This window comes from Catellatospora sp. KI3, assembly GCF_029948125.1.
In the GTDB taxonomy this organism is placed as follows: domain Bacteria; phylum Actinomycetota; class Actinomycetes; order Mycobacteriales; family Micromonosporaceae; genus Catellatospora.
In genome coordinates this window covers 308064-323848 of record NZ_JASAMB010000006.1, presented here as the reverse complement: position 1 = coordinate 323848, position 15785 = coordinate 308064, and the positions used below count along the sequence as shown (strand labels likewise).

General features: G+C 72.5%; 7 protein-coding genes. 1 reads left to right on the top strand and 6 read right to left on the bottom strand.

All coding sequences use genetic code 11. The annotated features are described in order from the left end of the window. Window positions 1–27 precede the first annotated feature (27 nt). The 6 genes from QEZ54_RS13290 to QEZ54_RS13265 form a co-directional block, all read right to left on the bottom strand. On the bottom strand, window positions 28–1281 hold the full coding sequence (locus tag QEZ54_RS13290) for a DNA polymerase III subunit delta' (RefSeq protein WP_281304856.1): 1254 nt from the start codon (window positions 1279–1281) through the stop codon (window positions 28–30). Next, a complete protein-coding gene (gene tmk / locus QEZ54_RS13285; RefSeq protein ID WP_281304855.1) occupies window positions 1278–3518 on the bottom strand; it encodes a dTMP kinase in 2241 nt (746 codons plus the stop codon). The genes QEZ54_RS13290 and tmk overlap by 4 nt, the downstream gene beginning before the upstream one ends. 115 nt (window positions 3519–3633) lie before the next feature. Beyond that, window positions 3634–4263: a TetR family transcriptional regulator gene (locus tag QEZ54_RS13280; protein ID WP_281304854.1), complete on the bottom strand. Its 630-nt coding sequence runs from the start codon at window positions 4261–4263 to the stop codon at window positions 3634–3636. A 101-nt stretch (window positions 4264–4364) separates the two neighbouring features. After that, window positions 4365–7199, bottom strand: coding sequence for a type I DNA topoisomerase (topA, locus tag QEZ54_RS13275; protein ID WP_281304853.1), 2835 nt, complete (start codon window positions 7197–7199; stop codon window positions 4365–4367). 362 nt (window positions 7200–7561) lie between these two features. Further along, complete coding sequence (locus tag QEZ54_RS13270) at window positions 7562–8551, bottom strand: helix-turn-helix domain-containing protein (RefSeq protein ID WP_281304852.1); 990 nt, start codon at window positions 8549–8551, stop codon at window positions 7562–7564. A 134-nt stretch (window positions 8552–8685) separates the two neighbouring features. Then, window positions 8686–12444 (bottom strand): S8 family serine peptidase, encoded by a 3759-nt coding sequence (locus QEZ54_RS13265; RefSeq protein ID WP_281304851.1) that lies wholly within the window; start codon window positions 12442–12444, stop codon window positions 8686–8688. Between the two features lie 247 nt (window positions 12445–12691). Here QEZ54_RS13265 and QEZ54_RS13260 point away from each other — a divergent pair, with 247 nt between their 5' ends. Next, on the top strand, window positions 12692–15736 hold the full coding sequence (locus QEZ54_RS13260) for an AfsR/SARP family transcriptional regulator (RefSeq protein WP_281304850.1): 3045 nt from the start codon (window positions 12692–12694) through the stop codon (window positions 15734–15736). The last annotated feature ends 49 nt before the right edge of the window (window positions 15737–15785 follow it).

The following is a 15785-nucleotide window of genomic DNA, read 5'->3' as shown; positions in this document are numbered from 1 at the left end:
GGATAATCCACTGTGGACGCAGCGGGCTCAGCCCTGCCACAGCTCCAGCATCATCGCCTCGACGGCGATGCGCGGCTTCACGTTGGCGTCGATCGCGGTACGGCACGTGAGCACGGCCTCCAGCCGCCGCAGCGTGCTCTCCGCCGTCCACCGCTGCGCGGCCGCCTCGGCCAGCGGCGCGGTGTCGGCGTGCACCGGCGCCACGGCGCCGCCCCAGCGGGCGTTGAGCACGTCGCGGTAGAACCCGGCCAGGTCCAGCAGCGCCCGGTCCAGGGCGTCGCGCTGAGCCCGGGTGGCGCGGGACTTCTGCCGCTTCTCCAGGTCCTTGAGCTGCCCGGCGATGCCGCGCGCGGCCCCGGCCGAGCCCTTGCCGGTGCCGCCGGCGCCGAGCGCGGTCTCCAGCGCCGCCCGCTCGGCCGCGTCCGTGGCCGCGACCGAGGCCGCCGCCTCCGCCTCGGCCGCCTCGATCAGCGCGGCGGCCGCGTCGAAGCAGGCGCCGACGCCGGTGAGCTGGCGCGGTACGGCGAGCACGGCCGCGCGGCGGTCCCGCGCCTCGCGGTCCCCGGCCAGTCGGCGGGCCCGGCCGACGTGCCCCTGCGCGGCGGCGGCGACCCAGGCCGCGGTGGCCGGGTCGACGCCGTCACGCTCGACCAGCAGCGTGCTGACGGCTTCGGCGCCGGGCTGGCGCAGCGGCACGACCCGGCAGCGCGACCGGATGGTGACCGAGATGTCGTCGGGGTGGTCCGACGGGGCGCAGAGCAGGAAGATCGTCCGGTCCGGCGGCTCCTCGACCGCCTTGAGCAGCGCGTTGCCCGCCGCTTCGGTGAGCCGGTCGGCGTCCTCGATGAGCAGCACCTGCCAGCGGCCGTTGGCCGGGGTGGTGGCCGAGCGCAGCACCAGGTCGCGCATCTGCGCCACCGGGATGCTCAACCCGTCCGGCACCACGAACCGCACATCAGGATGCGTCCCCGCCAGCGCGGTATGACACCCGGTGCACACACCGCAGCCGGGCCCGGCCTCATCGTTGAGAGGGGACCCTTCTACTACGGAATCCGATAAGAAGGGGCCCTTCCTTACCTCGGTGCACTGGAGGGCGGCGGCGAAGGCGCGGGCGGCGACCGAGCGGCCCGAGCCGGGCGGGCCGGTGAACAGCCAGGCGTGCGTCATGGCGCCCGCGCCGACGGCCTCCCCGCGCAGCACCGCGGCGGCGGCCCGGGACGCGGCACGCAGCGTGGCCACGGCCTCGGGCTGGCCGACGAGCTGGGCGAAGACGTCGTTCATGCCCGGCTGGTCCGTAACTCGGCGGAGGACTCGCCCGGGGTGCGCGGCTCGGCCACGCCGTGGGGGCGGGGCTGCTCGTCCGGGGCGGCCGGGTCGGTGTCGCGGGGCGCGGCCGGCAGCAGCGCCGAGACCCGCGCGGCGACCGCGGCGGCGAGGTCGTCCTCGGCCCGGGTGGCGTCCAGCACCAGGTAGCGGTCGGGGTCCTTGGCGGCCAGGTCGAGGAAGCCGTACCGGACGCGCTCGTGGAAGGCCAGCGACTCGCTCTCCAGCCGGTCGGCGCTGCCGCGCCGGTCGACCCGGGCCAGCCCGACCTTGGGGTCGACGTCGAGCAGCACGACCAGTTCGGGCCGCAGCCCGCCGGTGGCCCAGGTGGACAGCCAGGAGATCTCGTCGACGGGCAGGGTGCGCCCGGCGCCCTGGTAGGCCAGCGAGCTGTCGACGTACCGGTCGGAGATGACGACGGCGCCGCGGGCCAGCGCGGGCCGGACCACGGTGGTGACGTGGTGGGCCCGGTCGGCGGCGTAGAGCAGCGCCTCGGCGCGCGGGGCGAGCGGGGCGCCGGCCTCGGCCGGGGCGGCGCTGGTCTCCAGCACCATCTTGCGGATGCGGGCGCCGATCTCGGTGGCGCCGGGCTCGCGGGTGACGACCACGTCGCGGTCCTCGGCCCGCAGCCGCTGCGCGAGCAGCGCGATCTGGGTGGACTTGCCGGCGCCCTCGCCGCCCTCGAAGACCACGAAGACGCCCTGGCGCACGCTGTGCTCGGCGGCGGTGAGCGGGCGGCCGCGCACCGAGCCGATGAGGTCGGCGAACAGCGGCACGCCCGGCTTGTCGTCCATCTGGCGCAGGGCCCAGAACCCGGCCAGCACGCCGAGCACGCCCGCGACGCCGAGCAGGACGCGGGTGGAGGAGATCGGCACGCCGGTGCCGCCGACGTCGTGCGAGCCGCCGACGCCGACCAGTACGCCCGACAGCGAGATCGCCAGCATCAGCACCACCCGGGTGCCGATCTGCACGGTGGCGAAGACCCGGCCGCGCACCTCGTCGCCGACCTCGCCGCCCAGCAGCGTGGTGCCGGACAGGAAGGCCATGCCCGCGCCGGAGCCGACCAGCAGCGCGCCGACGACGGCCAGCGACAGGTGCGGGGCCAGCGAGAGCAGCGCCACGGAGGCGCCCGCGAGCATGATGCTGAGGCAGAACCACCGCTTGCGCGACAGCGCGCCGATCAGGCGCGGGCCCAGCGCGATGCCGAACCCGAGGCCGATGAAGATCACCGCGAACAGGATGGCGAAGGTGGAGTCGCCGCCGCCCAGCGACTTGGCGAAGAACTGCGCCGTGCCGATGACCACGCCGCCGGCGGCGAACGCGCCGAGGATGCCGAAGACCAAGCCGCGCACCATCGGCGTCTTGCCGATGAAGCGCCAGCCGTCGACGAACTGGCGCAGCATGCTCTCGCTGCGCTGCTGCTTGCCGTTGTGCCCGGAGATCTCGCGGATGCCGAAGAACACGACCAGGGCCGTGGCCAGGCGCGACAGCGAGTTGAAGTAGAGGGCGAGGCTGGACGGGTCGGCCCAGGCCGCCACGTGGGTGCCGCTCTTCTCCAGCCACGCGTAGAACTGGTTGAGCACCGCCAGCACGGCGGCGGCGAGCACCGGCGTGATGCCGTACGTCGAGATCAGGGTGAGCTGGTTGGCCGCTTCGAGCCGGGCGCGCGGGATCAGGTTGGGGACCGCGGCCTCCTTGGCCGGGATCCAGATCAGCGTGATCGCCTCGATGATGAACGTGGCCACCGCCGCCCAGCCGACGGTGATCTTCGCGTCGGTGGAGTACAGCGCGACCGTCGGGATCGTGGCGAACAGCACGAAGCGCAGCAGGTCGCAGATGACCATCGTGTAGCGCCGGTCGAACCGGTCGGCCATCACGCCGGCCAGCGGCCCGAGCACCAGCGCCGGCAGCAGCCGGATCGCGATCACGCCGCCGAACGCGAAGCCCTTGGCCGCATCGCCGCTGACCTGCGCCGAGGCGAAGGTGGCGGTGGCCAGCAGGCCCAGCCAGTCGCCCAGCGAGGCGACGCTGAGCACCAGCCACAGCCGCCGGAAGGGTCGGATTCGCAGGATGGCGCGCAGGTCCGCGCCTCCGGTCGGATCGGCCTGGGTGACGGCAGCCGGAAACGGCTCACCGTCGGGTGCCTGCGCTGGCGTGCTGATGGCCGTACCCTCCCGCGTCGCTGCCCAGAGCATGATCGTCAGCCGGGCGTTCCTGCGGCTTCACTCTAGCCCTGCCCCAGCGGGGGCCGACCCGGATCCAACCCTGAAGACTTGCCGCAAAAACGCGGGAGTGGTACGGCCAAAACCCTCAGGCCAGTGCGAACGTCTGCAGGTAACCGCGGACCAGGCGCTTGGACTCCGCCAGCACCGCCGCGTCGCCGTCCGGATGGCGGCGGAACGCCAGCTTGATCAGCGCGTCCGCGGCCTCGACCGAGACGGTGAGCGCGAAGCGCAGCTCCGGCCCGTCCGGCGCGTTGTGGAACCGGACCAGCAGGTCGGCGAGGTGGTCGGCGATGACCGCGTTGTTGTCGCGCTCCGGGTCGATCAGGTGCACGTCCACCACGTCGCCGAAGTGCAGCGTACGGAAGCCGGGCACGCTGCGGTGCAGCTCGATGTACTCCTCGATGGCCCCGTCGACGCCGTCCCACCAGTGGGCCAGCTCACCGGCGGGGATCCGCTCGGCCAGGCGCTCCATGTACGCCTCGACGTTGCGCAGCGTCAGCGCCTGCACGATGGCGCGCTTGTCCGGGAAGAACTGGTACACCGAGCCGATCGCGACGCCGGCCCGCTCGGCGAGCAGCGTCGTGCTGAGGCCGTCGTAGCCGACCTCGTCGATCAACTCCGCGCACGCGTCGAGCATGCGCTGCACCCGCGCGACACTGCGGCCCTGCACCGGCACGCGACGCAGCGGGCCGGTACTGACTGCTGGTGTGGACACTTATCCGCTCCTCACCGCGGCGTGCGTTCCGGGACCCGGACGCGACGCTCGCATCGACACCCTACCCAGGGTCAACGACCCTGGGCAGGGTCGGTAAGCGGTCAGCTTGCTGTCTTCTTGGCGGCAGCCTTCTTCGGCACACTCTTGGCGGGCTCGACGCCCTGCTGAGCCGCCTTCGCGGTCGCCTTCTTGGCGGCGGTCTTCTTGGCCGTCTTCTTCGCCACAGTGGTCTTGGCCGCGGCGGCCTTCTTCGCCGGTGCCTTCTTGGCGGCCGTCTTCTTCGGCGCGGGGCCCTTCGCCCGCTTCTCCGACAGCATCTCGCTGGCCTGCTCGATGGTCAGGCTCTCCGGGGTCTGCCCGCGCCGCAGCGAGGCGTTGCTCTCGCCGTCGGTGACGTACGGGCCGAACCGGCCGTCCTTGATGACCAGGGGCTTCTCCGTGAGCGGGTCGACACCCATCTCCCGCAGCGGCGGCTGGGCGGCCTTGCGGCCCCGCTGCTTCGGGGCGGCCAGCAGCGCCAGCGCCTGGTCGAGGGTGACCGTGAACAGCTGCTCCTCGCTCTCCAGCGAGCGCGAGTCCCCGGCCCGCTCGATGTACGGGCCGTACCGGCCGTTCTTGGCGAAGATCTCGGTGCCGTCGGCGTCCTTGCCGACCAGGCGGGGCAGCGACAGCAGCCGCAGCGCCTCGGCCAGGGTCAGCGTGTCCGGGGTGTGCGTCTTGAGCAGCGAGGAGTTGACCTCGCCACTGGAGACGTACGGGCCGTAGCGGCCGGACTTGAGCACGACCGGCTCGCCCGTCTCCGGGTGGTCGCCCAGGCGGCGCTCACCGCCGCCGCCGAGGAACAGCTCCTCGACCTTCTCCGGGGTGAGCTCGTCGGGGGCCAGCCCTTCCGGGATGGAGACGCGGTCCCCCTCGCTGGCGGTCTCGGCGTCGGGGTCGATGTCGGTGCCCGGCGCGTGGCCGTGGCCGTTCGCTCCGCGCTGCAGGTACGGCCCGTACTTGCCGACCCGGACCACCACGTCGCGGCCCTGCTCGTCGGTGAACAGCTTGATCGAGTTGATGCTGCGCGCGTCGATCTCGCCCAGGTGCTCGGTGACCAGCTTCTTCAGGCCGCCGGCCTGCGCGACCGAACCCTCTGCCGCGCTCGGCGAGCCGAAGTAGAAGGAGGTCAGGAACTCCAGCGCGGTGGCGTCGCCACCGGCGATCTGGTCGAGCTGGTCCTCCATCGCGGCGGTGAAGCCGTAGTCGACCAGCCGCGGGTAGTGCTGCTCCAGCAGCCCGATCACCGCGAACGCGACGAACGTCGGGATCAGCGCCTGGCCGCGCTTGTTGACGTAGCCGCGGTCCTGGATCGTCTGCATGATCGACGCGTACGTCGACGGGCGGCCGATGCCCAGCTCCTCCAGCGCCTTGACCAGCGAGGCCTCGGTGTAGCGGGCGGGCGGCTGGGTGGTGTGCCCGACCGCCTCCAGCCCTTCCTCCTTGAGCTTCTGGTCCTTGACCAGCACCGGCAGCTTGCGCTCGGCGTCGTCGGCCTCGGCCGTGTCGTCGTCGGAGGACTCCACGTAGGCGCGCAGGAAGCCCGGGTCGGTGATGGTGCGGCCGCTGGCGCCGAAGTCGGCGTCCTCGTTGGCGGCGGTGGTGGCGCGGATGCGCACGCTGACGCTCATGCCGACCGCGTCGGACATCTGCGAGGCGATGGTGCGCTGCCAGATCAGCTCGTAGAGCTTGTACTCCTCGGTCGACAGCTCGCCGCGGACCGACCCCGGGGTGCGGAAGTGGTCGCCGGCGGGGCGGATCGCCTCGTGCGCCTCCTGCGCGTTCTTAACCTTGCCGGAGTAGCGGCGCGGCTGCGGCGGGACGGCGCCGGAGCCGTACAGCTCGGCGATCTGGGTCCGGGCGGCGGCCAGCGCGGACTCGGAGAGGTTCACCGAGTCGGTACGCATATAGGTGATGTAGCCGTTCTCGTACAGCTTCTGCGCGGTGCGCATCGTCGCCGCGGAGGAGAAGCGCAGCTTGCGCGCCGCCTCCTGCTGCAGCGTCGAGGTGATGAACGGGGGGTACGGCTTGCGCCGGTACGGCTTCTCCTCGACCCGGGTGACCGTGAACGGCCGGTCGTCCAGCCGCGCGGCCAGCCCCCGGGCGCCGTCGCCGTCGAGCTGCACCACGCCCGCGCCCGGCTTGAGCCTGCCCGTGGTCGGCTCGAAGTCCTTGCCGGAGGCGATGCGGTCGCCGTCCAGCGCGATCAGGGTCGCGGTGAAGGTGCGCGGGCCGTCGCCGGGCTTCTCGACCGCGAGCGTCGCGGTGATGTCCCAGTAGTCGGCGGCGCGGAACGCCATCCGCTGCTTCTCCCGCTCGACCACGATCCGGGTCGCCACCGACTGCACCCGGCCCGCGGACAGGCCGCGCTGGACCTTCTTCCACAGCACCGCCGAGACGTCGTACCCGTAGAGGCGGTCCAGGATGCGGCGGGTCTCCTGCGCGTCGACCAGGTCGCGGTCGATCTCGCGCGGGTTGGCCACGGCCGCCTGGATGGCCGGCTTGGTGATCTCGTGGAAGACCATCCGCTTGACCGGCACCTTGGGCTTGAGCGTCTCCACCAGGTGCCAGGCGATCGCCTCGCCCTCGCGGTCCTCATCTGTGGCGAGGAAGACCTCGTCGGCGTTCTTGAGCAGCTCCTTGAGCTTGCTCACGTGCTTGGCCCGGTCCGGGTTGACGATATATACGGGGGCGAAGCCGTTGTCCACGTCGACGCCGAGGTAGGCCCACGGCTCCTTCTTGAACTTCTCGGGCATCTGCTTGGACCCCGCCGGGAGGTCGCGGATGTGCCCGAGGCTCGCCTCGACGACGTATCCCGGGCCGAGGTAGCCCGAAATCGTCTTCGCCTTCGCCGGGGACTCGACGATCACCAGTCGGTTCCTGGAAGCTGTCGGCACGTTTCTCTCTCCGCGGTGGTCCGGGTGGCTGTAGCCGCTACGGGGCGGCTCGGTCTGAGGTTACGCAGCGAGCGGGCGGCGGCGACTGCCCCCGAGAGGGGGACAACCGGCCGCGGATGTTCAAGGTAACGCTCAGTGTGCGCCAGGGGTTACACGCCCCATCGACGTACGGGCACATTCTTGTGACCGGAGACACGATACTCCGCGCCATAAACCGGACAAGAGGGATTCCACCAGTCGCACATCACCAAGATCGTTTCGTGGTGCAGTTTCGGGGAAACTGCAGGAATCTTGGCGTTCATTCGTGCACTTTCCCCGAAAGTGCACGAATCCCGGGCGCGGCGCCGCAGGGACCGCGCCGGTCAGGCCCAGCCGTGGCGGGCGGCGTGCCAGCCGAGCTGCATGCGGGTGTCGACGGCGGCCAGGTCCATCAGGTGGCGCAGGCGGCGCTGGAGTGTCCGCAGGGAGAGGTCGAGCTGGGTGGCCACCGCCTGATCGGTCAGGCCGGAGAGCAGCAGGGCCAGGATCCGCCGGTCCAGCTCGGTCGGCCCGTCGGTCGCGAGCTCCGTGTACGTCGCCTCACCCGACGCGAACGCGGCCAGCTCCAGCGGGTACGCCCGCTGCCAGACGATCTCGAACAGCGCCTCCAGCGCCGACAGCAGCGCGCTGCGGTGCAGCAGGACCGCGCCGGGCTCGCTGCCTGGCAGGAACGACACCGCGATCGGCACCAGGGCCAGCTCCTCGTCGGCCAGGATCAGCTTCATCGGCAGCGAGTCGGCGACCCGCAGCTCCAGCCCGCGCCGCAGCGAGTCGATGATCTCCGGCACGATGCCGGGCTCGGACAGCACCGGCCGCTCCAGCACCACGCGGAAGCGCACCCCGCGCTCGGCGGCGGCGTCCTCCTGGGCGTTCGACCCCGGCGGCACCGCGATGTACGGCGCGGTGACGAAGTGCCGGATCTCCTTGCGGGCCGCCTGCTGCACCTGCTGGAACCGGTGGCGGATGGCGTCGACGCCGGACAGGACCTCGATCAGTTCGCCGATGCTGCGCCCGGCCACCGCCGCGCGGTGCTCCTCGGCGAGCGTGACCAGTGCCTGCTCGGCCATCCGCAGGCCGTCGCGCCGTTCGGTGATCATGGCGCCGAGCGCCATCGCGGGCGGCGCGGAGACGTACGCCTCGCCGCCGGAGCGCAGGGCCAGGCCGCACTCGACCAGCCGCGCCAGCGCCCGGTCCACCTCCGGCTCGGGCAGCTCCAGCACGTCGGCCAGCAGCATCGCGGTGGCGGCGGGGCGGCTGAGCAGGGCCCGGTAGACCCGCTCCTCGGCGGGGTCGAGCCCCAGCGCGCCCAGCATCGGCACCCTCCCCATCGGCGATGACTGCGGGGAGAGTATGCGCCACGGCGCGGAAGCTTGAATAGTCCCTGTTGACGGGCGGTCAGACGGGACGGGCCCCGGGAAGTCGCCTCCCCGGGGCCCACCTTGGTGACTCATCGCAGGCCGTACGCCCGGATGATCTCGTTCTTGACGCTGTAGCCGCTGTCGGTCTCGGCGCTCGCGCGCACCGAGACGAAGCCGCCGGCCTTGTTCGCAGTCTTGAACGAACCGGTCCAGTAGCCGTTCGCGCCCTTGGCCAGGGTCACCTTCTGCCAGGTGGCACCGTCGTCGTAGGAGACCGACAGGGTCACCTTGACGACCTTGCCGGGCACGGTGCCCAGGTCCATCGAGACCGGGTGCAGCGAGATCTGCTGCACCGCGTTCGCCTTCACGTCGCCGTGCAGGTCGGACTCCAGCTTGTAGTCCAGGTTCAGCACCGAGAACGGCTGGAAGTAGTCCGAGTCCACGTAGTCCGACATCCAGGTCCACTCGCTGTGGGTGCGGGTCGACAGCCGGAACTGGTCACCGGGCCGCTCCGCGTCCAGGACGGCGCGGTAGGGCAGGTTGCCCGCGGGCACCTCCTGCCACTGCATGTCCGCGCTGAACTGGTTGTCGCGCAGCAGCGTGTCGCCCTGGAAGACCTGCAGGTGGGTCGGGGTGGCACCCCACGGCAGGTAGCCGCCGAGCCGCATCGTGTCGCTGGAGGAGCTCCACGGCTGGACGTTCCAGGTCATGAAGTTCTGGGCGCGCGAGTTGTACACGCCGAACGAGTCGCTGAACCCGGGGCGGGTCGCCGGGGCGAACCAGTCCAGGCGGGTCGTGCTGCCCTTGGCGTACGTGTTGACGCCCGACACCATCTCCCACGGCAGCTCGCTGTTCAGGTTCTGCGCGTGCGACTCGACCCACACCTGGTTCGGGGTGACCCACTCGACCCGGGTGCCCGGGTGCCACTCGCGCTCGTGGAAGCCGAGCGAAGGGCTGAGCGTCAGGTCGTAGCGGTAGCCGGACGCGTCGCCCGGCTCGGCCGCGTTGTAGTAGCGGGCGTCGATCCTCGCCAGGTCGCGCTGGCTCGGCTTGTACACCAGCGGCTGGTTCGGCACCTGGCCCAGGTAGTCGCGGGCCAGGTCGTAGATGAACGGCGTGTACTCGGTCTGCTTCACCCGCAGGTTGAAGAAGCCCAGCTTGGCCAGGGCGATGAGGGTCTTGCCGGCGTCACGGTGCACCGAGGCGACCGGGATCGTCGACTCGCCGACGTACTCCAGCAGGCCGCCGGGCTGGTCGTTGACCACGACCAGGGCCTTGGCCCCGGCCGCGATCGCGGCGGCGGTGCGCTCCTCGGGCGTCACCGTGTCGCTGCGCTCCACGACGACGAGCTTGCCCTTGGCCTTGACCTTGCTGTAGTCGGCCGCCGCGCCCTTGCCGGCGTAGATCGCGCGCAGCGTCTCCGAGGCCGTGCCCAGGGCGCTGCCCGCCTGCGTCATCGTGTCGAACTGGACCAGGCCGGCCACCGCGCTCACGCTGATCAGCGCCTCACCCTTGCGCCAGCGGGTGGTCAGGGTGAAGTCGCCCCTGGTCATCTGCTGCGTCGGCGACACGTAGATGTCGTCGTACGCCATCGGGATCTGGTAGGCGCTGCGGAAGTCGAAGTACGGGTCGAGGTCGCGGTAGTGGACGTTGAAGTCCACCTTGCGCTGGCGGTCCTCGGCGCGCTGCGGCGCCTGGGTCTCCAGCAGCCGCGCCTTGCGCGCGTCGAACACGACCTCGGCGGAGCCGCCCGTGAGCAGGACCTCCGGGGCGACCAGGACGGCCAGACCGCTGCGGTCCGGCTTCTCACCCGCGACGTCGAGGGACGTCGTCAGGGTGTACGCACCCGGCGGCAGGCGCAGGGTGGTCGAGCCGTCGACGTACTGCGCCCACGGCCAGCCGTCGCCCGCCAGGTTGATCCCGACGTAGCCCGCGGCGGGCTTGCCGTCGCGGCCGACCAGCTTGATGGTCAGGTCGTAGCGCTCGTCCTCCTTGAGCAGGCCCACGGAGGTACGGGTCACCGCCTGGCCGGTGGCCGCGTCGGTGCCGACCACGTAGCCGACGCTGCGGCCGGTGGGGGCGGTCTGCGGGTCACCGGTCACCGGGACCGAGGCGGTGCCGCCGGCCGGGACGGTGACGGTGCTCGCGCCCAGCGTGAAGGTGCCGTCGGTGTTGGTCAGCGCCAGGTTCAGCGTGGTGTCGGCGGTGCCGCTGTTGGTGAAGGTCAGGTCCTTGGTGACGGCGGTCTCGCTCGGCTGGTGCGGCCACGTGTAGTTGCCGAAGAACAGCGTCCCGGTGCCGCGGACCGTGTTGCGGACGGCGGCGGCCACGTCGACGCGGCCGGTGCCGACCTCGTACGGGCTGTACCACTCGGCCAGGCCCTTGGCGCTGCTCATCAGCGCCTCCTTGAGCTGCTGGCCGGTCCAGTCGGGGTGCCGCTGCTTCAGGATCGCGGCCGCGCCGGACACGTGCGGGGTGGCCATCGAGGTGCCGCTGATGGTCCAGTACATGCCGTCGTTGGCCGGGGTGGTCTGCTGCTGCGAGCGGGCGGCCGTGATGTCCACGCCGGGCGCGGAGATGTCAGGCTTCATCGCGCCGTTGGTCAGCGGGCCGGTGCTGGAGAAGTACGCCAGCTGGTCCTGCTTGTCGGTCGCGGCGACGGTCAGCGCCGAGGCGGCCGCGCCGGGTGCCGAGATCGTCTCCGGACCGGCGTTGCCGGCGGCGATGACGAACAGCGTGCCGTACTGCGCGGACAGCTGGTCGACCGCCATCGACATCGGGTCGGTGCCGTCGGACGGGGTGGTGTCGCCGAGGCTCATGCTGACGATGTCGGCGCCCTGCTGGGCCGCCCACTCCATGCCGGCCATGACCCACGAGTCGGCGCCGTAGCCCTCCTCGCCGCCGAGCACCTTGCCGACGATCAGGTCGGCGCCGGGCGCCACGCCCTTGTAGTCACCGCCGGAGGCGGCGCCGGTGCCCACGATCGTCGAGGCGACGTGGGTGCCGTGGCCGTGGATGTCGATGACGGTCTCGCCGGGCACGAAGCTCGCGGTGCCGTCGATCTGGGTGGCCAGGTCGGGGTGGGTGGTGTCGATGCCGGTGTCCAGCACGGCGATCTTGACGCCGTGGCCGTCGTACCCGGCCGCCCAGGCCTCGGGCGCGCCGATCAGCGGCACGCTCTCCTTCAGGTTCACCTTCACCCGGCCGTCGAGCCACAGCTTCGCCACGCCCGAGCCCAGGGTGGTGCTGCCCTTGCCCGCCGTGGCGGCGGCCGGTGACGCGATGGTGGTCCAGAAGGTGCGCGTCTGCCGCTTGTCGGCCGACAGCGCGGCACCGTGGACGCCCGCCAGCCTGCGCACCAGCCTGCTGCCGCGCGGGGCCGCCGGGTCGGCCGCCTTGGTCTTCGCCTTGGGCTGGGTGTACGTCGCGATCAGCGGCACCTGGCTCGACCTGGCGTCGTCGTAGCCCATCTCGATCAGGTCCGTGACGTCGAACAGGCGCCGGTCCAGCTTGTTCGCGTACAGCAGCGACGCGGCCTCGTCCGGGATGACGTAGAGGTCGCCCTTGATCTCCTGGATCTTCACGCCGCCGACGGCGTTGTCCGGCCGGTCGACATCGGCGATCTGCCGGCCGTCAGACATCGTGGTGACGGTGACGACATCGCCGGTGACCAGGGTGACCTTGTGGGTCGCCGAGGGCTTGGCGGGCACGAGTGGCTTGCTCGGCGCGGCCAGTGCGGGCGCCTGCACGACGGCGAGACCCGCCGCCAGCAGCGGCACCGCGGCGGCCGCCGAGATCAGCTGCCAGCGTCTGCGCCGGGAGCCGGAAGGCTGTGAGGGGGAGAACATGACAAGGGTCTACCGGTCGGCGACCCCTCAGGTGAATAGGCGTCGTTGGCGGGGTTCCGTCATGGCGAAAGCCCGCCAACTCGCTGGTGGCGCTGTGATTACGCACAGCTGAAGGTTTCGCGCCGACACAGCGCCGGGACCTGCGCGGGAACGCGGTGCGGCAGGACCCGGCGGCCCTGGTGACCTGGCGCGAGACGCTTTGCCCTGGTCACCGGGCCGCTACACTGGGCGCCGCTGAGGTGTGACGGTGAGGTGCGAAGTGGAGTTCCGGCTGCTCGGGCCCGTCAGCGCCACAGTCGCCGGGGAGTCTGTGCCGCTGGGCGGGACCAAGCCCAAAGCGCTGTTCGCGGCGCTGCTGCTCGAGCACGGCCGGGTCGTGCCGACCGAGCGCCTGGTCGACGTGCTGTGGGGCGTCGACCCGCCCGACAGCGCCCGCGCCCTGATCCAGACGTACGTCTCCAGCCTGCGCCGGGCCTTCGCGGCACGCGGCGTCGAGGACGTCATCGCCACCACCGCCCCGGGCTACACGGTGCGCATCCCGGCCGGCTCGCTGGACCGCGACCTGTTCGCCGACCTGGTCGCCCAGGCCCGCGGCGCCGCGGCGGCCGGTGACCATCCGCTGACCGCCAACCTGCTGCGCCGCGCCGAGTCGCTGTGGGAGGGTGCCGCCCTGGCCGGGCTGGCCGAGACCGGGCTGGCCGCCGACGCCGCCCGGCTGGACGAGATGCGCGTGGCCGCCGCCGAGGAGCGCATCGCCGCCGAGATCGCGCAGGGCCAGTGGGGCGAGCTGGTCGGCGAGCTGACCGTCCTGGTCGGCCGCAATCCGACCAACGAGCGGCTGCGCTGCCAGCTGATGACGGTCTACTACCGGCTGGGCCGCCAGGCCGACGCGCTGGCCTGCTTCCGCGACGCGCGCGAGGTGCTCATCGACGAGCTGGGGGTCGAGCCGGGGCCGGAGCTGACCGCGCTGCACCACGCCATCCTGCGCGGCGAGACCGAGCTGCTGGCCGCCACGTCGAGCTCACCGGAGCAGGCCGCCTCGGGGGCGGTGCACCCGGTGCCGGCGCAGCTGCCGCCGGTGCCCGCCGACTTCACCGGCCGGGGCGATCAGGTGGACCGGCTGGTCACGGCGCTGCGGCTGCGCGAGGGCGGGCTGCCCGCCGTACAGGTGATCGCCGGTCCCGGCGGCACCGGCAAGTCGACCCTGGCCGCTCGGGTGGCCCACCAGCTCACCGCCGACTTCCCGGACGGGCAGCTGTACGCCGAGCTGCACGGCATGTCCGACGCCCCGGCCGACCCGGCCGAGATCCTGGCTCGGTTCCTGCGCGCGCTCGGCGTCGACCAGTCGCAGCTGCCCGACGGCGCGGCCGAGCGGGCCGACCTGTACCGCAGCCTGCTCGCGCAGCGCCGGATGCTGGTGCTGCTCGACGACGCCGGGTCCGAGGCGCAGGTGCGCCCGCTGCTGCCGGGCAGCACCGGCAGCGCCGTGCTGGTGACCAGCCGGGACCGGCTGCCCGGCCTGGCCGGGGCGGTGCTGACCGAGCTGCCGATGCTCGACCCGGGCGAGGCGCTGCAGCTGCTGCGGCGGCTGGCCGGGACCGAGCGCATCGACGCGGACCTGCCCGCCGCGGCCCGGATCATCGAGTACTGCGACGGGCTGCCGCTGGCGCTGCGCATCGTCAGCGCCCGGCTCGCGGGCCGCCGTACGCTGCCGCTGCGGCAGCTGGCCGACAAGCTGGCCGACGAGAGCAGGCGGCTGAACCACCTGTCCGTGGGCGATGTGGGGGTACGCAGCACGATCGAGGTCAGCTACCGCGCGCTGGAGGCCGACGCGCGCTCGGTGCTGCGGCGGCTGGGCTACTTCGGGGTGCCCGACTTCTCGCCCTGGGTGGTTTCCTGGCTGGCCTCGGCGCCGCTGGCCGACGCCGAGGAGCTGGTGGAGCGCCTCGTCGACGAGCACCTGGTGGAGTTCGTCGGGGTGGACCGGATGGGCGGCATGCGCTACCGGCTGCACGACCTCATCCGCCTCTACGCCCGCGAGTGCGCGGTGATCGAGGAGCCGCCGCAGGAGCTGACCGACGCGGTGGCGCGGGCGCTGCGCGGCTGGCTGGCGCTGATCAACCGGGCCGCGGCCGAGTCGCCGCCGGCCGAGATGCGCTGGCGCCGCGCCCCGTCGACCTTCTTCCCGGTCGACGACGAGGTGACCGCGCTGGTCATCGCCGACCCGTGGGACTGGTTCGAGGCCGAGCAGTCGGCGCTGGCCGCGGGCGTCGAGCGCGCGGGTGCGCTGGGCATGTACGACCTGGTGTGCGAGTTCGCCTCGTCCCGCAACGCGTCGGCGTTCATGGGCACCAACCGGTTCGAGGCGCGCAGCCGGGTCGTCGAGGCGGCCCTGAGCGCGGCCCGCGAGGCCGGCCTGCCGCAGGACGAGGCGGTGATCCTGACCGAGCTGGGTCAGCTGCGCTACGACCAGGACCACTACGCCGACGCGCGGCGCCACTTCCGGGCCGCGCTGAGCCTGTTCCGCGACCTGGACGACCAGCCTGGGCAGGCCGCCGCGCTGGCCGGGCTGGGCATCGCCTGCCGGGAACCGGGCCGCCTGGCCGAGGGCATCCACTTCCTGGACCAGGCGGTGGTGCTGCTGCACGAGGCGGGCGACGACACCGGCATCGGGTACGCGCGGCGGCTGGCCGGGTCGATCCGGCTGGAGCTGGGCGACTACCCCGGCGCGTGGGAGGACCTGTTCGAGTCGCTGGCGGCGTACCGGCGGGTGGGCAGCCGGCTGGGCGAGGGCCACACGCTGCGCACGCTGGGGCTCTATCACCGGGCCCGGGACGAGTGGGACCGGGCGCGGGAGCTGTGCGAGCTGTCCGTGGAGATCTTCCACGAGCAGCGCGACGAGCTGATGGAGGCGTACGCGGTGCGGGCGCTGGCCAAGACGCGGCTGCGGCAGGGGTTCCCGGACGAGGCGCTGCCCCGGCTGGAGTGGGCCCTGTCGGTGAGCCACACCATGGGCGACCGCTGGGGGCAGGCGGCCACGCTGCGCGTACTCGGGCAGCTGCACCTGACCTGCGACCGGCTGGACCTGGCCGAGGCCTGCCTGGACGCGGCGCTGGGCATCTGGCAGACCATGGACGTGCCGCTGTGGCAGGCGCGCCTGGACCGCGACCGCGCGGCGCTGCTGAGCGCCCGCGGCGACCGCGAAGGGGCCGCCGCGGCTCGCGACCGCGCCCGCAAGGTCTTCCACGACCACGGCGCGCGCGAGTACGTGGAGTACGCGCCCGGCCACTGACCGTGGGAATCGGCCTCCGATGTGCACCGCAGGCCATCCGACCTGGTCA